Annotated in this window: 22 protein-coding genes and 1 pseudogene; 18 read left to right on the top strand and 5 right to left on the bottom strand. The window is 35.5% G+C overall.

Features of this window, described 5'->3' with window-relative positions; all coding sequences use genetic code 11:
- From CQ058_RS20180 to CQ058_RS20115, 13 genes are all read left to right on the top strand, one after another.
- Positions 1–642, top strand: a complete 642-nt coding sequence (locus tag CQ058_RS20180) for a response regulator (protein WP_002188290.1) — start codon at positions 1–3, stop codon at positions 640–642.
- Between the two features lie 370 nt (positions 643–1,012).
- Complete coding sequence (locus CQ058_RS20175; protein ID WP_002188293.1) at positions 1,013–5,254, top strand: S8 family serine peptidase; 4,242 nt, start codon at positions 1,013–1,015, stop codon at positions 5,252–5,254.
- Between the two features lie 258 nt (positions 5,255–5,512).
- Complete coding sequence (locus CQ058_RS20170) at positions 5,513–6,112, top strand: TasA family protein (RefSeq protein WP_002188294.1); 600 nt, start codon at positions 5,513–5,515, stop codon at positions 6,110–6,112.
- Positions 6,113–6,312: 200 nt separating this feature from the next.
- Positions 6,313–6,999 carry a CPBP family intramembrane glutamic endopeptidase gene (locus tag CQ058_RS20165; RefSeq protein ID WP_002188296.1) on the top strand — a complete coding sequence of 229 codons (687 nt, stop codon included), beginning with the start codon at positions 6,313–6,315 and terminating at the stop codon, positions 6,997–6,999.
- A 29-nt stretch (positions 7,000–7,028) separates the two neighbouring features.
- Positions 7,029–8,000, top strand: a complete 972-nt coding sequence (locus tag CQ058_RS20160; protein WP_002188298.1) for a phosphotransferase enzyme family protein — start codon at positions 7,029–7,031, stop codon at positions 7,998–8,000.
- Between the two features lie 159 nt (positions 8,001–8,159).
- A complete protein-coding gene (locus CQ058_RS20155) occupies positions 8,160–9,620 on the top strand; it encodes an alanine/glycine:cation symporter family protein (protein WP_002010512.1) in 1,461 nt (486 codons plus the stop codon).
- A 134-nt stretch (positions 9,621–9,754) separates the two neighbouring features.
- Complete coding sequence (locus CQ058_RS20145; RefSeq protein ID WP_002193360.1) at positions 9,755–10,486, top strand: amino acid ABC transporter ATP-binding protein; 732 nt, start codon at positions 9,755–9,757, stop codon at positions 10,484–10,486.
- A 12-nt stretch (positions 10,487–10,498) separates the two neighbouring features.
- A complete protein-coding gene (gene glnH / locus CQ058_RS20140) occupies positions 10,499–11,329 on the top strand; it encodes a glutamine ABC transporter substrate-binding protein GlnH (protein ID WP_000916483.1) in 831 nt (276 codons plus the stop codon).
- 87 nt (positions 11,330–11,416) lie between these two features.
- Positions 11,417–12,073, top strand: coding sequence for an amino acid ABC transporter permease (locus CQ058_RS20135; protein ID WP_002188304.1), 657 nt, complete (start codon positions 11,417–11,419; stop codon positions 12,071–12,073).
- Positions 12,074–12,718 (top strand): amino acid ABC transporter permease, encoded by a 645-nt coding sequence (locus tag CQ058_RS20130; RefSeq protein ID WP_002188305.1) that lies wholly within the window; start codon positions 12,074–12,076, stop codon positions 12,716–12,718. It begins immediately after the preceding gene.
- Between the two features lie 204 nt (positions 12,719–12,922).
- Positions 12,923–14,341 carry an amino acid permease gene (locus tag CQ058_RS20125; RefSeq protein WP_002029755.1) on the top strand — a complete coding sequence of 473 codons (1,419 nt, stop codon included), beginning with the start codon at positions 12,923–12,925 and terminating at the stop codon, positions 14,339–14,341.
- The gene (locus CQ058_RS20120; protein WP_002193359.1) at positions 14,325–14,702 is read left to right on the top strand and encodes an OsmC family protein; all 378 of its coding nucleotides are present in this window, start codon (positions 14,325–14,327) and stop codon (positions 14,700–14,702) included. Before CQ058_RS20125 ends, CQ058_RS20120 begins: the two co-directional genes overlap by 17 nt.
- A gap of 62 nt (positions 14,703–14,764) precedes the next feature.
- The gene (locus tag CQ058_RS20115) at positions 14,765–15,199 is read left to right on the top strand and encodes an HIT family protein (protein WP_002188308.1); all 435 of its coding nucleotides are present in this window, start codon (positions 14,765–14,767) and stop codon (positions 15,197–15,199) included.
- A gap of 21 nt (positions 15,200–15,220) precedes the next feature.
- Here the strand turns inward: CQ058_RS20115 and CQ058_RS20110 are convergent, their stop codons facing one another.
- Positions 15,221–16,204 carry a helix-turn-helix transcriptional regulator gene (locus CQ058_RS20110; protein ID WP_181150772.1) on the bottom strand — a complete coding sequence of 328 codons (984 nt, stop codon included), beginning with the start codon at positions 16,202–16,204 and terminating at the stop codon, positions 15,221–15,223.
- 65 nt (positions 16,205–16,269) lie between these two features.
- Here CQ058_RS20110 and CQ058_RS20105 point away from each other — a divergent pair, with 65 nt between their 5' ends.
- Positions 16,270–16,794 (top strand): dihydrofolate reductase family protein, encoded by a 525-nt coding sequence (locus CQ058_RS20105; RefSeq protein ID WP_002186949.1) that lies wholly within the window; start codon positions 16,270–16,272, stop codon positions 16,792–16,794.
- A gap of 38 nt (positions 16,795–16,832) precedes the next feature.
- Here the strand turns inward: CQ058_RS20105 and CQ058_RS20100 are convergent, their stop codons facing one another.
- Both CQ058_RS20100 and CQ058_RS20095 read right to left on the bottom strand, forming a co-directional pair.
- Positions 16,833–18,203, bottom strand: a complete 1,371-nt coding sequence (locus CQ058_RS20100) for a sensor histidine kinase (RefSeq protein WP_002188309.1) — start codon at positions 18,201–18,203, stop codon at positions 16,833–16,835.
- An 11-nt stretch (positions 18,204–18,214) separates the two neighbouring features.
- Positions 18,215–18,892, bottom strand: a complete 678-nt coding sequence (locus CQ058_RS20095) for a response regulator transcription factor (protein ID WP_002029819.1) — start codon at positions 18,890–18,892, stop codon at positions 18,215–18,217.
- 174 nt (positions 18,893–19,066) lie between these two features.
- Between CQ058_RS20095 and CQ058_RS20090 the strand changes: the two are divergent.
- From CQ058_RS20090 to CQ058_RS20075, 4 genes and pseudogenes are all read left to right on the top strand, one after another.
- Positions 19,067–20,314, top strand: a pseudogene (locus tag CQ058_RS20090) (cell wall-binding repeat-containing protein).
- A gap of 156 nt (positions 20,315–20,470) precedes the next feature.
- On the top strand, positions 20,471–21,922 hold the full coding sequence (locus CQ058_RS20085) for a SulP family inorganic anion transporter (protein WP_002188312.1): 1,452 nt from the start codon (positions 20,471–20,473) through the stop codon (positions 21,920–21,922).
- A 65-nt stretch (positions 21,923–21,987) separates the two neighbouring features.
- Positions 21,988–22,410: a universal stress protein gene (locus tag CQ058_RS20080; protein ID WP_002010593.1), complete on the top strand. Its 423-nt coding sequence runs from the start codon at positions 21,988–21,990 to the stop codon at positions 22,408–22,410.
- A 214-nt stretch (positions 22,411–22,624) separates the two neighbouring features.
- On the top strand, positions 22,625–22,741 hold the full coding sequence (locus tag CQ058_RS20075) for a DUF4027 family protein (RefSeq protein ID WP_002188313.1): 117 nt from the start codon (positions 22,625–22,627) through the stop codon (positions 22,739–22,741).
- Between the two features lie 104 nt (positions 22,742–22,845).
- Here the strand turns inward: CQ058_RS20075 and opp4A are convergent, their stop codons facing one another.
- Positions 22,846–24,627, bottom strand: coding sequence for an oligopeptide ABC transporter substrate-binding protein (gene opp4A / locus CQ058_RS20070; protein ID WP_002188314.1), 1,782 nt, complete (start codon positions 24,625–24,627; stop codon positions 22,846–22,848).
- A gap of 14 nt (positions 24,628–24,641) precedes the next feature.
- Positions 24,642–25,547: an ABC transporter permease gene (locus CQ058_RS20065; protein ID WP_000880731.1), complete on the bottom strand. Its 906-nt coding sequence runs from the start codon at positions 25,545–25,547 to the stop codon at positions 24,642–24,644.
- Positions 25,548–25,557: the final 10 nt, after the last annotated feature.

The raw sequence follows: 25,557 nt of genomic DNA, 5'->3' as shown, positions 1-25,557 counted from the left end.
ATGATTAAAATATTAGTAGTGGATGATCATGCTTTTTTACGAGACGCAATTCGGAGCATACTAGAGGATGAATCTGATATGAAAGTGGTTGGAGAAGCTAGCTCTGGGGACGGAGTATTGGGAAAAGTAGAAGAATGCAGACCAGATTGTATTTTGATGGATATTAATCTTCCAGGGAAAAATGGGATTGAAGCCACAGAGTTAGTAAAAAAAAATTATCCAAATTGCCGAGTGCTTGTGTTTACAATGTATGAACATGATGAGTATTTAATGGATGCACTTCAGGCTGGTGCTGATGGTTATTTATTGAAGGATTCATCATCGGAGCAGGTAATAGCAGCAATTCGAATGTTATATCGAGGCGATTCAGTTATTCATCCGCGTATGACTAAAAAATTAATTACATATCATCAGCAAAAAATGAAATTAGAATCAAATGAAAATGAACTGACGGAACGTGAAAAGGAAGTTCTTTTTGAATTAGTAAAAGGACTTAGTAATAAAGAAATTGCTGAAGCTCTATATATTAGTGATAAAACAGTTAAAATTCACATCAATAAAATTTTTAAAAAACTCAATGTGAAAAGTCGTTCACAAGCAGTGATTTATGCTGTTCGAAATCAATTGGTTCCGTTGGATTAAATAAGAGATGCTTAAAAGAACTATCGTGTTTCTTTATTCTATATTACAAAGAATAAAGGGCAAGGTAGTTCTTTTGTACTATTTGGGCATAGAATCATTAGAAAAAAATTACTCCTTTTGTTCAATATTCAGAAAAATCAAAATGTGAAATAATAAAAATAGAATTATTGCTTAACGCTACTAATAATTCATGTTGTAAATCGTTGTAGTTGGAAACAATTTATGGGGGCTTTTATAGAAAGAAGATTAGTAGTGTTGGAGATTCTCGATTGTTTTAAATAGATTCAAGGTTGATAGAATTGCCAATGCTAAATAGGAGATCAGAGGATTTATTTTAGAAAAAATAATTTTAATAATAAGGAGATGCGCTATGAAGAAGGGGAAATTCGGAAAAATACTTATCGGAACGCTAACTGTTGGTATGTTAATGTCTCAAGGAATTCCATATAACGTATTGGCCGAAGAGGTAAATACAACTACTTTAACTGGGATTGATGATGCAAATGCTATATTGAAAGGTCTTACAAAGGAACAACGTAATGCCTTAAAAACGTTAGATACAAAACCAGGTTTTGTTATTTCACCAGGCATCAATACAGCAAGTCCTGATAATGTGAATGTGATTGTAGAGTTTAAGCAAGCACCTAGCAAAATCGAGATGTTAAAACAAGCAGCTAAGGGGAAAAAAATAGCCCTTTCAACTGCGGAACAAAAGGTAGAAGCATCTCATAAAGAATTTAAATCAGAGTTTGAGCAGCTTCAAAAGAATAAAGATAAAGGGACGAATTTTAAATCTGCCAAAATAACAAGAGAATATAAGAATGCTTTTAATGGTGTAGCGATTTCGTTACCTGCGAATATGATTGAAGACTTAGTTCGCACTGGTATTGTTAAGCGCGTATGGGAAGATAGTGAGGTCAAAATTGATTTACCGAAAGAAACAGCTAAGACGGCTGCCGAACCCAAAATGGCAGATAGTGTACCACAAATTGGTGTGGACAAGCTGCATGATGAAAAAATAACAGGAAAAGGAATTAAGGTAGGTGTACTGGACACAGGTATTGATTATAACCACCCTGATTTAAAAGATGCTTATAAAGGGTATCGTGCAAAGCAAGGTGAAGATGCAAGCAAAATAGATCCGAACTCAATAAAAGGATGGGATTTTGTTAATAATGATGCTGATCCAATGGAGACAACGTATAAGGATTGGCAAAATTCTGGAGGATATCCTGAAATTTATGATGGAAGTGCATACTATACATCCCACGGTACTCATGTAGCTGGGACAATTGCTGCAGACAAAAAGAATAGTGTGGATTATGCAGTTACGGGAGTCGCTCCGGATGTAGATTTATATTCATATCGTGTATTAGGTCCATATGGAAGTGGACAAACAAGCGGTATTCTTGCTGCGATTGATAAAGCAGTGAAAGACGATATGGACGTTATCAATTTATCATTAGGTGCGTCTATTAATGATCCTTTATATCCTACTTCTATTGCAGTAAACAATGCGATGTTAGCTGGTGTTGTTACAGTAGTAGCGGCAGGTAATAGTGGTCCAGAAGAAGGTACCCTTGGATCACCTAGTGCAGCAGCACTTCCAATTACAGTTGGAGCAAGTGACGCTGCGATGACTATCCCGACATTTTCCGCCGATGCAGCTGATTTACATGTGGATAAAATGATGCTACTTGGAAAAAGCTTTACTGATAAGATTGAAGATTTGAAAGGTCAATCATTATCTGTTGTATATACAGGTCTTGGGAAAATAGATGATTTTAAAGGGAAAGATGTACAAGGAAAGTTAGCGCTCATCCAGCGCGGTGAGATTACATTCGATGAAAAAATTAAAAATGCTAAGGAAGCAGGTGCAAAGGCGGTAATTGTATATAACAATGTAGATGGTGAAATTACAAGTTACCTTGGGGAAAGTACTTCATCTATTCCATCGTTCCGCTTAACAAAGGCAGATGGTGAGAAATTGCAAGCAAAAGCTGTCCAAGGAGATGTCTCTTTAACATTTGGAGAACTGAGTAACACAAAAACAGAAGGAGATCACTTAGCTGATTTCAGCTCTCGCGGTCCTGCAAGTAAAACAGATGATATTAAGCCGGATATTGTAGCGCCAGGTGTTTCTATTTTCTCAACTGTTCCTGAATATATTAATGATCCAAAGGATGGAGAAAATTATCCGGTAGCGTATGGACGTATGTCAGGTACATCTATGGCAACTCCTCATACAGCGGGGGTGGCGGCACTCATTTTACAAGAACATCCAAACTATAGTCCGTTTGAAGTAAAAGAAGCGCTTATGAATACTGCAGTTGACTTAAAAGAGGCACGCTCTGTATTTGAGGTAGGATCAGGCCGAATTGATGCGTATCGTGCAGTTCATGCAGATACAGCTATCGAGGTTATCGATAAAACATCAAACGTTGTAAATGATGAAGAAGTAGAAATTGAAGAAAAAACAGGGTCTATTGCATTCGGGTATAAAAACCAATTGGGAAATGGACCTATTAAAGATAGTCGAAAAGTCTTAATTAAGAACAGCAATAAAACAGACGAGAAAGAGTTTAAATTAGAAGTAGAGTTTTCACCAACAAGTGTAGGTGTGCAAGATGCAGCGAAGAATGGTGTGAAGCTGAACGTACAAGATTCTATTAAAGTAGCTCCTAGTACATCAGGGGAAATTAGCCCTGAAATTATCATTCCAGAAAACGCTGAATTTGGTAGATATGAGGGATATATTCATATTTCAAATAAAAAAAATGAAAAAGAAGTATATCAAGTGCCATTTGCAGTTAAATTCACAGAAAAAGGAATTGAATCTGTAGATTTGCTGAGAGATGCAATGGCAACAGATACATCTAACTTCCATCCATTTATGGAAAGGCCGAGTTCACCGCTGACATTTAAATTGAACAGTCCACTTGAAACTATCGATGCAGTGGTGAAGGATCGAAAAACAGGAAAGGCATTAGGAATTGTGGGGACAATTAATGCTAGCAGTCTAACACCAAATATTGAATATATCATGTTCGATGGTATGGGTGGCTATGTATTCCCGTTTACAGGAGATCCAAATCATCCAATTGGAGACAAGCGAGTTACGTTGCCTGATGGAGATTACCAACTTGATTTCATTGGATATGACAAAGAAGGGAAACCTTATACAAAAGGAGATAGCGTAATTATTGATAATATCAAACCTGAAATGAAATTTACCGATGTAAAACCTGGCGTTCATGAGGTAAATGAATCTATGTTCAAAGAAGAAGATGGTCAGCGTGCATTATGGGTACATGGTAACATTTATGATTCTACGATAGATGTATTAAAGGCAAAAGGCCTTCAGTATGACCAAAAAACTAATGAAATTGTATATTACCAAAACTCTGCTTTTCCGTCAGGTTGGTTGAATACAATTCAAGCCAATGGTGATTTTAAATTTGGTGTACTTCCAGAGGAAATCAATGAACCGCTTAATTTAAGGTTATTTGGATATGATCTTGCAACTGCATCAAATATGGCAAATGGATTTAAAGATTATGTCTTTGTTAAAGAGGGAACGGAATACGCTGTCCCAAGCTATGACAAGGATAAAGTTAAACTAGGAGAAAAAATTACATTAACTTTAAATCTTAATAATGTGAAACAACTTATGTCAGGTACATTTGAGATTCCTTATAGTAAACAGTTGTTTAAATTTGTAGATGTTAAACCAAATCCAGCACTTGCAGAATATGCAAAACAACATGGATTAAATATTAAATTAGAAGATCCAGTGATAAATGAAGAAGGAAACTGGGAAAACAAGGTGAAAGTTGGTGCATCTTTAGAAGGAACAGAATTTAAAGGTCTAGATGGAGACGCACCATTTGTAGATGTTACATTCGAGATGACGAGTGACGAGTATTTTAATAATTTAACAGCATTTGGAGTAGATAAATTCTCTTATACAAAAACAGGTGCATCAGAAGGCGTTGAGATTCCTGTGTTTAAAGATAAATCCTTTTCTATTATTTCGAAACATGCAATGGTTACAGGATATATTGGACCAGAAGCTTTCTTAACTGAAGAGGGGTATTTAGGTAAGAATGACTACACAAAACTAGGAGCAAAAGTGTATGCAGTTGGTAAGGATGGAAAGAAATATACAGGAACGGTTGATGATAATGGGCAATTTGAAATTCATAGTGTTCCAGTAAGTGATACAGAATATAATATTTTCGTAGAAATGCCAGGTCATTTAAATAGTAAATTAACTACAAAAATAGGGAAAATGCAGGATGGAGAATTAGTGGGACAAAACTTTAGAGCTGATATGGATGACAGCCTTGCAGGTGATGTAAACGGCGATAAAATGGTAGATATTCAAGATGCTAGAATAGCAGCTCTTTCATATGAAAAAGGAAAAGTGGCTGTAAAAGATGGAGATGTCAATCAAGATGGTGTTGTAAATGAAACAGATATTCGTTTTATTGAGAAGAATTTCTTGAAAAAGGGTCCAGATGCCAAAGAAAATCAGAAACCGAAAGAAAATGTAGGGCCAGTGACGTTAGATAAAATCTTACGTTCCATTGGATTAGAGCCAAAAAAATAAGTGGGCACAATTCTAGAGTAAACTAAGTGATAAAACAATGAGTATAGAATTAAATAGGATTTACTAACAATGGACCGGTAATGATTCGATGTAACATTACCGGCTATTCTTAAAGTGATAGTTATTTGTATACATGAAGTAAATAGTTTAACGTTGGTTAGGTTTCGTTATGGGGGATATTATTTGTTTAATTAGTATTGTTTGTGGGATGGAAATAAGGTTTGGAGTTTGAACTTTAAAAATAGGGGGACTTGTGAAATGGGTATTAAGAAAAAACTTGGTATGGGTGTTGTAACTGCAGGGCTTGGTTTATCTTTAATTGGCGGGGGGACATATGCGTATTTTAGTGATAAGGAAGTATCACAAAACACGTTTGCAGCGGGTACTTTAGATTTGAGTGTTAATCCTGAAGTTGTTATTAATGTCGACAATATTAAACCAGGTGATGAAATGGAACGCGGTTTTCAATTAGTTAACAAAGGAACTTTAGCGATAGGAGACGTGAAACTTTTTACAGATTATAGTGTAATCGATGCTAAAGGAGATAATGGAAATGCTGATTTTGGTGATCATATCCGTGTTGATTTCTTGTGGAATTTGGATAAAAATGAGGTTCCAATTTGGTCTACTAAATTATCTGAATTAAAGGTAGCTACGCAAAACGGAAGTATTCCTGATCTTGTACAAAAAGGTGTTGTAGACCGAGAAGGAAATGGACTTGCTCCTGGTGATGATGATACTTTCTACGTAATGTTCACATTTGTAGATAACGATGAAGAGCAAAATGTATTTCAAGGAGATTCATTGAAGTTAAATTGGACCTTCAACTCAATGCAGACAAAAGGTGAAGAGAAATAAAGATAAATATTATATATGAGAATGAATTGATGAAGAATTGAGGAATAGAATTTTTAATAGTGTAAAGGTTGATTGAGTGAATCAACCTTTTTTTATTTTGTGAGAAAATTATGCTTAGATTATTTGAAAAAAAGTAGCTTGAAAGTTACGTTACGTCATCTTTTATACTAAAGAAAATAGGATATAGGGGGATGGTGTAGATGACTTTAAAATGTACGTGGGGATGGAAAGAAATTTTATATTTATTTGTTTTCGTATTTCTGATTGTACCAGTAATGGTTGAATCTCTTTTTTATGATTATGCTTTAAAAATAATAGGGAACTCATTATATGCTGGAGTATTAATGGGACTTATAATGGCAGTGATATTTACATTTTTAGTTTATCTTTTTTGCATAAAAAGATATAAACTGTCGTGGAAAGATATTGGAATTCGGAAGCTTTCATGGAAAGATTTATTGTGGACATTTGTAGCGGTTATTTCTTTGATTGTAGTGAGTGTTGGAGTATTAATGATAATGGAGAAACTGGGGATTTCTTTCGAAAATAGTAAAACGGAGACGATCCAAAATGATAAATCAATATATGCGTTCTGTATCGCGGTAATTGGAGCAGCAGTTATATCACCAATCTATGAAGAAATTTTATATAGAGGTGTTTTTTATACATTTTTTCGTGATAGGTATGGTATATGGGGCGGTATGCTTATAAGTTCAATAATATTTACTGTTGTTCATATCCCGACATATAACACATTACCGGTGAATTTTTTAAGCGGAGTAGTATTTGCGTGGTTATATGAGAAAACAAATTCTATTTTATCGGCTATGATTGCCCACGCATTATTCAATTTCATAGCAGTACTTCTCACATTCATGTCGAATTAATTAGAGGGTACATATAGGAGGGAATAAATATGGAAATAGCTGTGGAACGAGTTTTTACACATGAGATTTTAGCAGAAGCTGCAAAGGTATTTAATGTGAAAGTAGAAGAAAAGCCACTTGGTGATTTTGAAAATTATATTTTTAAGGCGAAGGATAAAAATAATGAAGATTACGTATTACGCTTAACCCATTCTTCTCATCGGTCTAAAAAAGAGGTAGAGGCCGAACTAGATTTTTTACGGTATGTTGCAGAGCATGGGGCAAAAGTGGCGGGACCTCGTAATTCAATATCTCAAAACCTTGTAGAAGAAATTGGAGCGGAAGATGGCACTTTCTTTTTCGCGTCTTTATTTACATATGCACAAGGTGAGCAAGTAAAAGGAGAAGAATCGCCTTATTGGGGAGATGCTTACTTTGAAGCGTGGGGAAAAGCGATTGGACAACTGCACCGCCTTACAATGGATTATCCTAAAACAGACTACCGTGATACGTGGGAAGAGGATGAAAGTAGCATTGTTAATGGATTAGAAGATGAGAAGGTGAAAGGGATTGCCACTGTATTAATGGATGAAATAAAGGCTCTTCCAATCGAAAGAGAAACGTTTGGCCTTATGCATGGCGATATTCATCCAGGTAATTTTCATTATGATGGAAAAGGGCTAACAATCTTTGATTTTGATGACGCTGCCTATAATTACTTCATTCATGATTTGGCAATGGTTCTTTATTACTCTGTTCTTTTTACACCGTGGACATTGGAGAAAAAGACGGAATTTGCTCGTAAACAGTTACAAGTGTTAAGAAAGGGGTACGAATATGAGCACAGGCTGGCGGATAGTTGGTATGAATCGTTACCGTTATTTTTACGGTTACGTGATATAGGCCTATACGGTACGATTCAAAAGAAATTTAAGGGGAAAGATATGCCAGAGGATTTTCAAAAGTTATCAGATGAGTTGTATGAAAGAATTATAAAGCAAGAGGCAATAGTGAATATATAATACAGAGATAAGGGAACAAAGTATATAAAATAAATATATACTTTGTTTTTTTATACAAAAATATGTTTACTTTATTAAAATAATATTGTTATAGATTCGGTATACACTTATAATTTTATATATATTCTGAATATTCTTTATAAAGAAGGAGGGGGAAAGTTGGAAGCTATCGTAAGTTGGATAAATAATATTGTTTGGAGTCCAGCACTTGTCTATTTATGTTTAGGAGTAGGTCTATATTTTTCCATTCGAACAAGGTTTTTACAAGTAAGACATGTAGGAGAAATGGTGAAACTTACATTTCAAGGGGAAAAATCGGATGCGGGTGTTTCTTCGTTCCAAGCTTTAGCACTTTCATTATCAGGGCGCGTTGGAACAGGAAATATTGCAGGTGTTGCAACGGCTGTTGCATTTGGTGGTCCAGGAGCTGTCTTTTGGATGTGGGCGGTGGCCTTTTTAGGAGCAGGATCGGCTTATGTAGAATCTACATTAGCACAAATATATAAGACGAAACATCAAGGACAATTCCGCGGTGGACCTGCTTATTACATTGAAAAAGGACTAGGTGTTAAATGGTACGCTTTAGTATTCGTTGCAGCGACAATTCTTGCAACAGGAATGCTGCTTCCAGGTGTTCAGGCGAATAGTATTGCTGTAAGTCTAGAAACAGCTTTTGGTATTAATACTTCTGTATCCGGGGCGGTATTAGTAGCGGCATTAGCACTTATTATTTTTGGTGGAGTTAAGCGAATTGTTAACGTAGCGCAAGTTGTAGTACCGTTTATGGCGCTTGGCTATATTTTAGTAGCTTGTGTAATTGTAGCTATGAATATTGAAAAATTACCAGACGCTTTCATGTTAATTTTAAAAAGTGCATTTGCATTAGAAGCAGCTTTTGGCGGGATTATTGGTTTAGCAATTTCTTGGGGTGTAAAACGTGGTATTTATTCAAACGAAGCAGGGCAAGGAACTGGGGCCCATGCAGCAGCAGCTGCTGAAGTATCGCATCCAGCTAAACAAGGGTTAGTACAAGCATTTTCCGTTTACATTGATACATTATTTGTTTGTTCAGCAACAGCATTTATGATGATTATTACAGGCATGTATAACGTATTTGATGCAAGCGGAAAAAACTTTATCGTCAATAAATTAAATGGTGCACAGCCAGGTCCTGGTTATACACAGGCAGCAGTAGAATCTGTTTTCCCTGGATTTGGAAACGGTTTCGTAGCAATCTCTTTACTATTCTTCGCATTTACAACAATTATGGCTTATTACTACATTGCAGAAACGAATATAGCTTACTTAAATCGTGATAAAGACCGTCCTTGGATGTCTATCGTACTAAAGTTTGTATTCTTAGGAGTTGTATTCTACGGTTGTGTAAAAACAGCAGAAACAGCATGGGCTTTAGGAGATATTGGTGTAGGAATTATGGCATGGGTTAACATTATTGCGATTCTATTATTACAAAAACCGGCATTGATCGCATTAAAGGATTATGAAAAGCAGAAAAAAGAAGGAAAAGATCCAGTGTTCGATCCGCAGAAATTAGGAATTAAAAATGCTGATTTCTGGGAGCATGAATACGGGAAAGACAAGAAAGAAGAAGTATCTTAAGAGAATAGAAATGAAGGAGCAAAGGGAAATCCCTTTGCTCTTTTTTATGGACAAAATGAAGATGAAAGTTATTTTTTTGCCTATTTTTGAATATAAAAAGAATGTACATGCTTTGTTTAGGGGAGGGGGGGAGTATGGTGATAGAGTTTCGTAATGTAAATAAATATTATGGTAACTTCCAAGTTTTGGAAAATATTAATATGCAAGTGAAAAAAGGTGAAGTGGTAGTAGTTGTTGGTCCTTCAGGATCAGGAAAAAGTACATTGCTTCGGTGTATAAATCAGTTAGAGGCGATTACCGATGGAGAATTAATCGTACAAAATACAGACGTACACAATAAAAAAACAGATATGAATGAATTACGCCGAAATATTGGTATGGTCTTCCAGCATTTTTACTTATACCCACATAAAACAGTTCTGCAAAATATTACACTAGCACCAATTAAAGTAAATAAAACTTCAAAAGAAGAAGCAGAAAAAACAGCGATGGTTTATTTAGAGAAAGTAGGAATCCCGGAGAAGGCAGGTGTATATCCTCATCAATTATCCGGAGGTCAACAGCAAAGGGTAGCTATTGCTAGGGGACTGGCAATGCAGCCGGAAATTATGCTATTCGATGAGCCTACGTCTGCTCTTGATCCAGAGATGATCGGGGAAGTACTTGATGTTATGAAAACGCTAGCTAAAGAAGGGATGACGATGGTCGTTGTCACGCATGAGATGGGATTCGCGCGGGAGGTAGCCGATCGGATTTTATTTATGGATGATGGCCAAATCATTGAAGATACAACACCATCACAATTTTTTGCAAATCCTGAACAAGAAAGAGCACGTCTATTTTTAAGCCGGGTGTTAAACCATTAAAGGAGGAATTTCATGCTTAAAATGAAAAAGTTGTTTACGTTAATCGTATTTTCATGTTTATTCGTACTTGTCGTTGCCGGGTGCGGAAGTAAAAAAGATGAGGCGAAAGAAACGAATACGAAGCAAGGCGGGGCTGTGGAGCAAATTAAGAAGCGCGGGAAATTAGTAGTTGGAGTGAAGAATGATACGAACTTATTCGGATTGAAAAACCCTTCAACAGGGCAAGTAGAAGGATTCGATGTTGATGTTGCAAAGGCGCTTGCGAAAAAAATTCTCGGAGATGAAAAGAAACTAGAATTAAAAGAAGTAACATCTAAAACGCGTATTCCACTATTGAAAAACGGTGATATTGATGCAATTATCGCAACAATGACAATTACAGAAGAACGTAAAAAAGAAGTGGATTTTTCAGATGTATATTTTAAAGCGGGGCAATCGTTACTTGTGAAAAAAGGGAGCGATATTAAAAGTATTGATGATGTGAAAAAGGGTGTGAAAGTGTTAGCTGTAAAAGGTTCAACGTCTACAAATAATATTCGTCAAAAGTCACCAGAAGCGACTGTATTAGAGTTTGAGAATTATAGTGAGGCATTTACAGCGTTAAAAGCAGGTAAAGGCGATGTTTTAACTACAGATAATGCGATTCTTTACGGAATGGCAAAACAAGATTCTAATTATGAAGTTGTAGGGAAAATTTTCACGGATGAACCGTATGGAATTGCAGTACAAAAAGGTGCAGACGATTTAACGAAAGAGATTAATAGTTTATTAAAAGATATGAAAGCGAATGGAGAATACGATAAATTGTATGAAAAATGGATTGGTCAAAAACAAGAGAAGTAAAATGAAACTTTATTTCTCGTGATAAATAGTAAGAGTGAGAGGATGAGAGTACTCATCCTCTTCTTGTAAAGAAAGAGGGGAGAATATGTGCCTGATTTTTCTATATTAACGAATAATATTGATATGTATGTAGAAGGATTTAAATATACAGTGATGTCTAGTGTAATTGCATTAATAGGAAGCTTTATCTTGGGAGTAATTTTGGCTGTAATGCGTATTGCACCGATTCGTATTTTAAATTGGATAGGATCAGCTTTTGTGGAGTTTGTAAGAAATATTCCACTCGTATTAATTGCATTTATATTTTATTTCGCTTTACCTGTAATAGGAATTACTTTAAATGGGTTTGTAGCAGGAACAGTTACGCTTACCGTATATACGGCAGCGTTTATTGCGGAAGTTATTCGCGCTGGTATTTTATCAGTCGCGAAAGGTCAGATGGAAGCAGCACGTTCCTCAGGATTGACGTATACGCAAGCAATGTACCATGTCGTTTTACCTCAAGCGATGAAAATCGTAATCCCTCCTCTAGGAAATCAATTTCTCAATTTAGTAAAAAACTCTTCCATACTCGGAATTATCGCTGGTACGGATTTAATGTATCAAGGAGACTTAATTTCAACGAAGACATTGGTTACGTTCGACGTCTATATATTTGTCGGGATGTTTTATTTAATATTAACAATTCCGCTCAGTATGCTAGTGCGTTATTTAGAAAAACGCTTAGCAAAGGAGGCGGTGTAAATGGATTTTAAGGGAGCAATTACAGGAGATCATATTCTGTTTTTATTAAAAGGATTACTTATAACGCTAGAGGTAGCGCTCGTAGCAATTGTACTTAGCTTTATTATTGGTAGTGTAATAGGGATATTGCGCTACATGAAAATACCTGTCGTCTCACAAATATTAGGAATTGTCGTTGAAGTAATTCGAAACTTACCACTACTATTAATTATATTTTTCACATATTTTGCACTTCCAGAAGCAGGCTTGAAATTAGAAATTATAACAGCTGTAATTGTTGCTTTAACAATATTTGAAGCAGCAATGATATCTGAAATTGTTCGAAGTGGTTTATTATCGATTGAAAAAGGACAGATTGAGGCTGCAAGATCTTCAGGATTAACGTATGTTCAAGCGCTTTGGCACATTATTTTACCACAAGCATTAAGAAGAATGGTCCCGCCGCTTGTTAGTCAGTTTATTTCATTGCTGAAAGATACATCATTAGCAGTTGTTATATCACTGCCAGAGCTTATGCATAATGCTCAAATTATTAGCGGACAGAATGTGAATTATATGATTCCAACGTTTATAGTAGTAGCTTGTATGTACTTTATCATAAATTATAGTTTATCAATTTTATCGAGAAGATTAGAAATCCGTTAACCTTTACAATATATGTAAAGGTTTTTCCTTGTTTCTCCTTATTTTCCTTTAATTATAATCTAAATCTCGCGATAATTCGATTTTTTATATTGTTTTATCAGAAAAGTTTTAATTTTATATAGAAATTGTAATCGCTTTCGTGTATATTTTTATTATCAGAAAATTTTAAAAAGAGATAGGGGTACTTGTAGGGGGAGGATTAAGATGCAGCAAACAACGAATGAGCAATTACATCGTACGATGAAGAGTAGACATTTATTTATGATCGCACTAGGTGGTGTAATCGGAACTGGTTTTTTTCTAGGTTCAGGTTACACCATTAATCAGGCTGGACCAGGGGGAGCCATCCTTTCATATTTAGTGGGCGGATTTATTATGTATTTAACAATGCTTTGTCTTGGAGAGCTAACGGTAGCAATGCCAGTTTCAGGATCTTTCCAAAAGTATGCGACGAAGTTTATTGGACCAGGAACTGGATTTATGATCGGTTGGCTATACTGGATTGGATGGGCAGTAACAGTAGGATTAGAATTAACATCGATCGGTTTAATGATGAAAAGATGGTTTCCGAATGTTGATGTTTGGGTATGGTGTCTCGTATTCGGAGTTATTTTATATGCTTCAAATGCAATATCAGCGAAGAGTTATGCTGAATTAGAGTTTTGGTTCTCTAGTATTAAAGTAGTTACAATTATTGCATTCATTTTACTTGGTGGTAGCGCATTACTAGGATTCTTACCATACGATGGAAAAGAAGCAGCGCCTCTTTTCTCTAACTTTGTAAGTGATGGTGGGCTATTCCCAAATGGACTAGCTGCAGTGCTTCTTACGATGATTACAGTTAACTTTTCCTTCCAAGGAACAGAGTTAATCGGGATTGCAGCAGGAGAGAGTCAGAATCCTGAAAAAACAATTCCACGTGCGATTCGTAATACAGTATGGCGCATTATGTTATTCTTCATTTTAACAATGACAATTTTAGTAGGGTTAATTTCTTGGAAAGAAGCAGGGATAATTGAAAGCCCATTCGTAGTTGTATTTGATAAAATCGGTATTCCATATGCAGCTGATATTATGAACTTCGTTATTATTACAGCTCTTCTATCTGTAGCGAACTCAGGGTTATATGCAGCAACGCGTATACTATGGTCACTTGCAAATGAAGGAATGGCACCAACTTCTTTCAAGAAAGTAAATAAACGTGGTATTCCGATTACAGCGTTAGTCGTAACAATTGCTGTAGCGGCGTTATCTTTATTAACAAGTTTCCTTGCAGAAGATACAGTATATATGTATTTATTATCTATAGCTGGTTTATCGGCTGTTTCAAGTTGGATCATTATTGCTTTATCACAACTTCGCTTTAGAAGTCAGTATTTAAAAGGCGGAGGAAAATTAGAGGACTTAAAGTATAGAACACCACTATACCCGCTTGTTCCAATTTTAGCTTTAATTACAAATAGCATCGTTGTTATTAGTTTAGCGTTTATTCCAGAACAAAGAATGGCGTTATATTGTGGTATTCCATTTATCATTTTCTGCTACATATATTATTATATGAGTAAGAAACGGAAGAAACCGATGAAAGTGGAGATGGAAGCAAAGTATGAAAATAAAAATTAAGCATGATGATATAGAGGCAGATTTATCGCATGGTCACTTAGCGATTGGGAAAGAAAACGGATATTCACCGTTACAATTACTCGTTTCTTCTATCGCAGGATGTAGTGCAATTGTTTTTCGAACGATTTTAGAAAAGAAACGTATTGCATACGATATGTTTACAATTGAAACTGAAATTGGTAGAAGTGAAGCTTTATCAAAACCAGTTGAAAGTGTTCATTTGCACTATAAAATTAAAGCGCAAAACATTACAGAAGAACAATTAGACAAGGCACTGCAACTTGCGGTGAAAAATTGCACGATTGTTCAATCGGTAAAAGATAGTATAAAAGTTACGGAAACAATTGAACTAATAAAGTGAAATATAAAAACGTGAGAATATAGCTCTCACGTTTTTATGTTTTAGAGAGAGGGGAAAGTGTGATGGAATGTTTAGGATGTAAATTAGCCAACGAAGAAGAAATTATATATAAAATATATGAAGATGACTATGTAACATGTTTTTTAGATCATGAACCTTTCTATACAGGGCATACTTTAATCGTTCCAAAGCAGCATGTTGTAGAAGTGGACGAATTAGATGATTGTGTAGCAAAAGCGATTATGGATGTTTCTCAGATTATTGCAAAGGCGATTAAAGTATTATATAAACCAGACGGAGTTACAATTTGTCAAAATGGTGGAATCTTTAACGAGTTAACTCATTATCACATGCATATTGTACCGAGGTATAAAGAGCGTTCGTTTGCTGAGTTTTATACGGTGCAGCCAGGAGAACAGCAGAATCATAACTTTGAAGAGACAAAGAATTTATTAAAAGAAGCAATAGAGAAAATAATACATAGCGAAAAGGCGTAAGAGGAGTTTTCTTACGCCTTTTTAGTCTCCATACATATTTAAAACTTCTTTCGCACGTATACGTAAACCATCTATTAATTCTTTCGGTTCTAAAACTCGTGCATCTTTTCCAAGCCGATAAAATAGAGGCGTAATAAAATTAATTTCACCTTTATCAATTGTTGAATTTATATATCCTGTCCCATCTTCGTTTACTACCACGAATTCTTCAAGGTAAGGAACGCTTTTACATTGGCGCACGCCTTCTGTCGTTAATAAAACATGGAATTGGATAGGAGTGTGTACTACGTTAGAGTTAGATTCGAACCATTCTTCTAAATTCATGAACGTATCTTTATTTTCTTCTGTTGATAATATAGAAAGAATACGATCAACGCGATACAGTAATACCTTTTTTCTACTAAAGTCATAGGATGGCAAATACCATAAACCGTCGTGAGCATATACACCGATAGGATGAACATGTTTTGTTTTAATCCCTGATTTAGATTCGTATTGAAAGTGTAAATTTTTATTTTCAATAGCCGCGGTTAATACTTCGTTTAAAAGAGGTGTATCAATTGTTCTCTTCGGATTCCAAAAAGAGATATAAGATCGTATTTTATCAACTTTCGCTTTCGCATCATGTTGTAGGGAGCTATACAGTTTATGCGTAACGGAATTGATTCCTGTGTTAAAAGGCAAGTCTCTGTAGTAGCTTAAAGACTGAAAAGCAAAAAAGATGGAGACCGCTTCTTCTTCGGTAAATAAAATGGGGGGAAGCATGCTGCTTGTTAATACTTTATATCCTCCGTTACGACCTTGTTCAGCGTAAATGGGTAATCCCATATCACTTAAATCTAAAATATATCTATGGACCGTACGAACGGAAATATTAAATTCATCAGCTATTTCTTGAGCTGTAAATGTTTTTTTCGTAGAAGCAAATATAAGAATGTCTAGTAAACGTTTTGCTTTTGACAAGGATATCACCTTTTTCTTTTTTAACATGACATAAGTTGTCATGTTTTATGGTTAGTATAGTGCTTATAAGATGATTTTATCAATAGAAGCTGTAAGGAGGAAAAGATATGTCACGTGAAATTGTTTTATTTATTGCAGCGAGCTTAGATGGATTTATCGCGAAAGAAGATGATGATTTAGAGTGGTTAATGGAAACAGAAGGTGAGGGAGACAACGGTTATACAGAAATGTACGAAACAATTGATACGATAATTATGGGAAAGAGAACGTACGATTATGTGGTAGAGCATACGGAAACATTCCCGTACCTAGATAAAAAATGTTATGTTTTTTCTAATTCAGAAAAAGGTTCAAACGAACATGTAGAGTTTGTAAATGAAGATGTATTAGAGTTTACAAAAAGGTTGAAAGAGCAGGAAGGATCTAAAATATGGATGGTCGGTGGAGGGAGTCTACTGAGAGAGTTCTTTAAGAATAATTTAATTGATGAATATGTTGTTACGATTACACCTCACATATTAGGTTCTGGAGTTCCGTTATTTAAAGAAAAGAATCCAGAAATTAATTTAACTTTAACGGATACGAAACGTTTTGGCCAATTCGTAAATTTATATTATAAAGTAAAGTCCTAAAGGATAAGAAAACACGACTATTGATGATAGTCGTGTTTCTATATAGATGGCAATGAAATTGTAAAGCAAGATCCGTGATCAATTTCACTTGTGACAGTAATATTCCCGCCGTGTAGTTCTACGATTTCTTTTACGATGGAGAGCCCTAAACCAGTGCCTCCTGTAGCTCTAGAGCGCGCTTTATCAACACGGTAAAAGCGATCGAAAATGTGAGGGAGGTCTTCAGGCGGAATACCTTCGCCTTCATCTTCAATTGTAATGGAAATACGTTTATGTTCTTCTGTAACAGAAATATTTATATGAGAATGTTCTTTTGAATGTCTATACGCGTTATTTAAAATGTTAGCCATAACTTGTTCAAAGCGTTGCTCATCTAGCTTTACTAAGAGTGAGGAAGGACATGTGAAAACAACTTTAATTTGTTTTTCTCCGTACATCACATTTATTTTTTCAGTGATGCGAGTAAGGAAGGTGTGTAAATGCACTTCCTGTACTTGAATGAAAAAGTTATGCTTTTCCATTTGAGCGAGTGAAAATAAATCTTGGACTAAGTTTGTAATATAATCAGACTCGTCTTTTATAATGGATAAGTATCGTAAACGTTGCTCTGGGGGTGTGTTTTCTTTTGATGCAATGTCAGCATAACCTCTTACGTACGTTAATGGTGTTCGTAATTCGTGAGCAACACTTGCTAGAAATTCACTTCGCTCCGTTTTCATATAATGTAAATCATTTGCGAGAGTTTGGATAGATTGTGCTAGTTCACCAATTTCGTCATTTCGAGTAGTTGTTAATGAAACGGATAAATCGCCCTTACTCATTTTTTCAGTCGCTTGTTTCATGTGTAACAATAGTTTTGTTAACAAACGTGATAATAGAAAAATGGTGATGGCTGTTAATAGGAAAGTAATGACTCCAGCGATAATGAATTGCCGTGTGAGCCCGTTAACCATTTCTTCGATTGATTCCGTCCCGAGAAACATATATACATAGCCTTCCGTTTTTCCTGCCACTACAATTGGGCTAACTGTACATATATAATTAGATGTTTTCCAATGATTCTCTATAATTGCTCCATCATGATCTGTTCGTGTTTGCATTCCTTCAATATGTTTTTTTATAGTAGTATTTATTTCATTGGATTTAGCTAGTATTTCCTTATTTGCATTTGTAATAATAACAGTTGTTTCAGCTTCGGATTCCATTAAAGCAACATGGGAGATTGTTTGCCTGTCAAAATATTTTTCAAGGACATCTCGGTGACTATTTCCACGCTTTAATAAAGCAGTCATTTCTTCATTCACTCTATTGTTTACAAGGCTATAATAGAGCAAGACAAATAGAACACTTTCGATTAAAAGTGTAACAATTAGAAAATAAAATCCGAGTTGAATAGAAATTCGCTTCATCGTTTTGCTCCTTAGTTTTCAATATCAATCCATCGATATCCTACTCCGTAAACAGTTTTTAAATGGTGATCAATGGGGAAATTTACTTTTCGTAATTTATCACGTAAATTACGAATATGTGAATCGACTGTTCTATCTTCTGTATTTGTATTTAATCCCCAAATTCGTTCAATGAGCTGATCACGGCTTAATACGTAGTTCACATGACGTAAAAATAATCCGAGTAAAGAGAATTCGATTGGGGTGAGAAGAAGTTCTTCATTATGGACAGAAATGAAATGCTTGGCCTCATCCCATAAAATGCCGTGATATTGGATTTGTGCATGTTGATTGGTTCGGCGTAAAACAGCTTCAATTCTTGCGAAGAGCTCCTCTTCGTGGAAGGGTTTCGTCACGTAATCATCTGCTCCAAGTTTTAACCCTTGAACGACATCTACCGTTTGATCACGAGCAGTTACCATAATGATAGGAACGTTACTAAATGATCGAATTCTTTTGCAAGTTTCCCACCCATCCATCTTTGGCATCATAATATCGAGTAAAACAAATTTGAAGTTTCGATTTTCTATATGTGAAATAGCTTCTTCTCCGGATACTGCACATACGCAGTTATATCCGATTGGAGTAAGATAAAGCGTTAATAATTCAAGCATTCTCGGTTCATCATCTACGAGTAGTATATCGATCATAGAGTACCTCCGCATTTGTAGTTATTACTTAAATTGTAAGTCAAAATCATGAAGAAATGGTGCAGATTATAATGCATCTGCATAATTTCTTCAGAATTGCTTGTTATTGTAAAGTTGAAATTCCATTTTAGGTAATAATATTGGCTCGAAAACGAATAATACGGAGGCGATATAGTGAAAAAGATGACCCGAATTTTGGGGATAACAATAATTGCAGCAGTCGGTCTTGCGGCATGCGGACAAACGAGTACAGATCATAAAAATCATGAATCTACAGAAGAGAAGAAAACAGAGCAAAAGGAAATGAAAATGAATCAGGAGGTAACTGCGCCGAAAGAAATGAATCAAGGTGCATCGAATGATTTATTAACGACAAGTTTAAAAAATGTAACGAGATTAAATACAAATGATCCTCTGCAAATGGCAGTATTAACTTCGCAAACGATATGGCCAGCAACGCATAAAGAGAATCAGCCAGGCGCTATTATTTTAGTGCCAGTGAACGAGTGGCAATTAGGTATTGCAAGTGCGGATCTTATTCATCACCCGAATAACGGACCGATTTTATTTATAGAAAAAGAAAAGGTACCCGAAATAACGTTAAAAGAAATAAAACGATTAAATCCGCTCGGAACGAAAGATGGAACGCAAATTATGGTGATGGGGGATATAGGGGCATCTAGCCTAGAGCAATTAAAAGAATATAAAGTAAAGCAAATAAAAGAAACGGACCCAGCTAAATTTGCTAAAGATGTTGATAAAGAATATGCCGATATAACAGGAAATTATCCAAATAGCGTTATTATCGGTTCGTCTGAAGAAGAAGGACGTTTATATACAACACCAGCTGTAAATTGGATTTCTCATATGCCAGAACCTCTTCTATATACTGAAAAAAATAAAGTGCCAGAAGCGACAATAGAGGCATTAAAGACGAGAAAAGATAAAGCGAATATATATGTGTTAGGACCAGAAAAAATCGTTTCGAAAGAAGTAGAAAAAGAGTTAAGTAAATACGGGAAAGTAACGCGTATTAGTGGGGAGACTCCAACAGAAAATTCGGTTGCATTTGCGAAATTTAAAGATGAAAAAACGAAATTTGGCTGGGGATTCACAAAACCAGGTCACGGTTTGTCATTTGTTTCAAGCAAAACACCAGACTTAGCAATTGCGGGAGCACCGTTTTCACATATGGGTAAACATGCCCCTGTTGTTTTGCTTGAGGAAGGAAAAGCTTCACAACCAGTTTATGACTTCCTTGCTACTATTTAGCCGAAGTTTAAAGATGATCCAACACTTGGACCATATAACCATGGTTTCCTATTAGGAAGTAGTAGTGATGTTTCATTTGAAACACAAGGTATATTGGATGAGAGGTTAGAAATTGTTCAGGAAAGTGGTCAAGGTCACGGTGGACATTAATGAAATGAGAAAAGACGCTGCTAAGGTAGCGTCTTTTCTTTAGGAAACTTTTACATAGCACAACATCCTTTGCTCGTTATATAATAGCCTTCGTGCAGTCGGCCTTGATTTTCTTATGGAGAAAATCAAATGATAAAAGAGTGGAGGAGTGTTACTTTGTTTCAAACTATAAAAAATGAATGGTTCTCAAATATGAGAGGGGATGTGCTGTCAGGAATTGTTGTTGCTTTAGCGTTAATTCCTGAAGCGATTGCTTTCTCTGTTATTGCAGGTGTAGATCCGACCGTTGGGTTATACGCCGCTTTTTGTATTGCGGTTACAATTTCGTTTGTCGGCGGAAGACCAGGGATGATCTCGGCGGCAACGGGTGCGATGGCATTATTAATGGTGACGCTCGTTAAGGATCATGGTTTGCAATATTTATTTGCTGTGACAATAGTAACAGGTATTGTTCAAATTATTTTTGGAGTGTTCAAGCTGAGCTCATTTATGAAGTTTGTTCCTAAATCCGTTATGAGTGGTTTTTTAAATTCACTTGGAATTTTAGTTTTTACAGCGCAATTGCCGCATTTTAAAAATGCAACTTGGCAAATGTATGCACTTGTCGCATTAGGACTTGCAATTATATATTTATTTCCACGTATTACGACGGCTGTTCCGTCTACACTTATTTCAATTATTATTGTGACAAGCATTGCACTTATGAGCGGATTACAGTTGAAAACAGTAGGGGATATGGGAAGCTTACCGAAAGAATTACCGTTCTTTAGTATTCCTGATGTTCCATTTACACTTGAGACATTAGCAATTATTTTACCGTATTCAGTTATGCTAGCGGTTATAGGTTTACTAGAGTCATTATTAACGGCGTCGGTTTTAGACGATATGACACATACGGAAAGTAATAAGCATAAAGAGGCACGTGGACAAGGGATTGCGAACGTTGTTGCTGGTTTCTTCGGAGGAATGGCAGGATGTGCAATGATTGGACAATCTGTTATTAACATTAAATCAGGTGGTCGCGGGAGATTATCGACGTTTGTAGCCGGTGGTTTTTTAATCGTATTGCTATTTGTTTTAGGTGATTACGTTGTTCATATTCCGATGGCAGCTTTAGTTGCAGTTATGATTATGGTTTCGATTGGGACGTTTGATTGGAACTCTGTAGCGACGATTCATAAAGTACCAAAAGGAAACGCATTTGTTATGATCGTAACAGTTGTGATTGTCCTAATTACACATAATTTAGGATTAGGTGTAATTATCGGAACGATAATTAGTGCAGTTTTATTTGCATTCAATATGGCAAAGATTCACGTGAAACATTTGTATATTGAAAATAAGAAAATATACGAAATTCACGGCCAACTATTCTTCGCATCTACGGCAGAGTATATAAATGCTTTTTCATACAATGAAAATGTGAAAGAAATTGAGATGAACTTTACTAACGCACACGTATGGGATGATTCAGCAGTAGCGGCAATTGATAAGGTTATCATGAAATATGAACAGAACGGTGTAAAAGTAAGGATCACAGGGTTAAATGAACGTAGCTCGAAGCTCGTTGCGAATTTAGCTACTTATAATAAGAGAATTGCTAGTTAGAAGCCTCCTTTTTAGGGGGCTTTATTATATAATACGGGTAGGATAACGAAAAGGGGATTCAGCATATGTACAAACAAATTTTATTAGCATGCGATGGTTCTGAACATGCACTTCGAGCAGCCGAGCATGCAACATATATTGCGAAATTTAACGAAGAAACACATGTTGAAGTTGTGTACGTAGTAGATAATAGAACGGCAAAGTCAGATATTATACAAGGACAAACGGATTTAGAAACAATATCAGCTAGTCGAAAAGATAAATTAAAAGAGATTGAGGGTTTATTAAAGAAAGAGAACATTTCCTACAAAATTACGATTCTACATGGCGATCCAGGAGATACGATTGTTCAATATGTAAATACAGGAGATATAGATCTTATTATTGCTGGGAGTAGAGGGCTAAATACACTGCAAGAGATGGTGCTTGGTAGTGTAAGTCATAAAATAGCAAAGCGTGTGAAATGCCCGGTTATGATTATAAAATAAAGTGAGATATTCTGTAGTGTAAGCAGGACCTTGATATAATTCGAGGTCTTTTTTGATGTATAGAGGGGGAGATTATGGAAATACTAGATATAAGTTTAGAGGGAAATTGCTAACTTACAAATTTGTAAGTTAGTTGTCAGCGAAATCGATGTTATGAAATTTTTCCCATTGATACAATAAGAATATCAATGGGGACATAGGGAGGATGGAAGGTATGAAATCATTTCAAAATTTGTCTTATAGCCAAGGGGTAAGTTTAATTTGTTTAGGTGGATTTGCTGGATCTGTTACGTTAGCTGTTTTAATAAAGATGATTCATCAAATTTTTTGATTTTATAGTAGGGAAGGAATTGGTTGTTATAAATAGTAAGAAAAGGATTGTAAATAAAAAATAGCTCTTAGCATGTATGTAGATGCTAAGAGCTATTTTTATGATTATTTTTCTACTTCTGGCTTCTCACTTGTTACAGTAACGTCTTTCCAATGTGAAGTTATTTGATTTACTTCAGTGTTGACATCATAATTTTTTACGCGCTTATTAACACCTGTTAAATCAAATGTGTAATGAATTGGAATCATCGGTGCTTCGTCATGAATTAATTTTTGCCATTTATCGTATATTTCTTTACGATATTTTTCATCAGTAGCTTTTTCTGATAATCCTGCGTCTAATAACTTCGTATTTTCATCATTTACCCAGCGCTGGTAGTTGAATCCGGCATTTTTGCCCCATAGGCCAGAAAGGTCAGGGTCAGAGCCAGTATTCCAAGCACCAGAGAAAATATCAACCTTCGGATCATCTTTTTTAATCATATCACGCATAGCATTAAATTCGTGTAAGCGTCCATCAAGAAGTTCTACTTTTAAGCCGATATCTTTCCAAGATTGAATATAGAATTTTGCAAGTGGTTCACTTGTCTCACTACCGTTACTAGCTAGGAAGTTAATTTTAAATTCATTACCTTTTGGATCCTCACGGAATCCATCACCATTCTTGTCTTTATAGCCAGCTTCATCTAATAGTTTTTTCGCTTTATCTACATCTAAGTTATATGCGCCAACACTGTTATTATGGTACTTTGGCATAGATGGTGGAATTGGAGAGTTAGCTGGAACACGAAGTCCGTGATATACTTTTTCTCCTAATTTTTCTCTATCAATTGCATATGCCATCGCTTGACGTAAACGAACGTCTTTGAACTTATCGTTATCCATTACAGCTTCATTCTTTGCTTTGTCCATATGTCCGAACTTAAATCCGATATAAGTGTAAGCAAGGTCAGTTTTACCAATTAGTTGTGTGTTTTTTAATTTACTTACGTTCGGATATTGATCAGCAGTAATTGATGCAATATCAATATCACCTTTTTTCAGAGATGCACTAACAATAGATGGATTTACAACTTTTAATGTTACATTTTTCAGCTTAGGTTTGCCACCCCAGTAATCATCAAAGCGCTCATACTCAACTGATTCACCAGGAACGATTTTCTTCACTTTAAATGGACCGAATCCAATTGGATTTTGACGGATTTTATCTGATTCAGCTAGTTTTTCAATTGGTACATCACCTAAATATTTTTTAGGTGTAGGATATGTCCAAATACCAGTTTTCAGTGAAGGGTTTACTTCTTTATAAGTAATGGAAATTGTTTTTGGATCGACTACTTTAATACCAGAAATTTTGTCAGCTTTTCCAGTGTGATATTCTTCCATACCCTCAATCATTTGCATTTGTGTATCGTAACGAATACCTGTATATTTACTATTACCGATAATTAAGTAAGAATATTCTAAATCCTCAGCTGTTAAAGGGTTACCATCATGCCATTTTACATTATCTTTAATTTTAATTGTAATTGTTTTTTTATCTTCAGAAATTGTATAAGTTGCAGCACCTTCATTTGTAATTTCCCAGTTTTTATCTGTAGCTAATAATTGTTCATCAAAGAAATCCATAATTTCTGAATCTGGAGCAACTTCATACAATACCCTACTTAAAACACCAGAGAAAGGTGAATTTGAAACGAGTCCATAAGTTAATGATCCGTCTTTAATTTCTTTACCGTCATTTTTTACAGTAGCACTAAATTTATTTGTTTCTACTTTTTTTGTGTTTGCTTTTTTACTACCGCTATCAGCACCCCCACATGCAGATAGTAATAATGCTGAAGCAGCAAGTGTGCTTAATACTTTGTACAGTTTTGGTTTGTTCATAACTTCTCCACCCCTTATCCTTTTCTTTGTCTAGCATCAGCCGCACGCTTTAACGCTTGACCAATAAAATTTATACACAGCATCAACACTAAAATCATGATTGATGCGGGTAACCAAATCCACCACTTTTCTTGCAATACATCTGGGTTAGTTGCGTAACTTACAAGTGTACCAAGACTTGGTGTGCTCTCTGGTAGACCGAAGCCTAAGTAAGTTAAACTAGATTCAATTCCGATGTTACCAGCAAGATTTAATGTAATATTTACGATGATAATAGAACTTAAATTAGGTAATATTTGCTGGAAGATTATTTTCCAATTTGGTGTTCCTAACGTTTTTGATGCAGATACGTAATCAAGTTCTTTCTCAGTCAATACTTTAGAACGTATCAGCCTTGCTTTTCCGACCCATAAGAAAGCGGTCATTATGAGAATAAATGTCGTAATATTGAAAGTTGGAACGAGTGAGATAAACACGATAACAATCATTAAGAATGGTAAAATCATCATAAAGTCGATAAAACGCATAATGATGTTATCGACAACTCCTCCAAAATAGCCAGCAATTAGTCCCATCGTAAGACCGATAAGGGTTGATAAAAGAGTGATAGCTAAACCAACTGTAAAGGAGTTACGTGTACCAATAATTAATTGTCCGAAAATATCGCGACCTCCATAATCAGTTCCTAACCAATGTTCAGCAGAAGGAGGATCATAAATGGCGAACAGATCGACTCGGACGATATCTTCTTGCTTCATAATAAATGAAGTTGCATAAACGGCTATTAATATTAAAGCTAAAAAGAATAGAGAAAACATTGCTAGTTTATCTTTACGAAATTCTCGCCACATAATGGAGAAACCAGAAGGGCTCTTTTCGTAATGAATGACTTCAGTTTGTTTTTCAGGATTTGCTAACATAACGTTTCTT

It is taken from the genome of Bacillus sp. MYb56 (assembly GCF_002976445.1).
Classification (GTDB): Bacteria; Bacillota; Bacilli; order Bacillales; family Bacillaceae_G; genus Bacillus_A; species Bacillus_A mycoides.
This window is presented reverse-complemented; position numbering and strand designations above follow the sequence as displayed.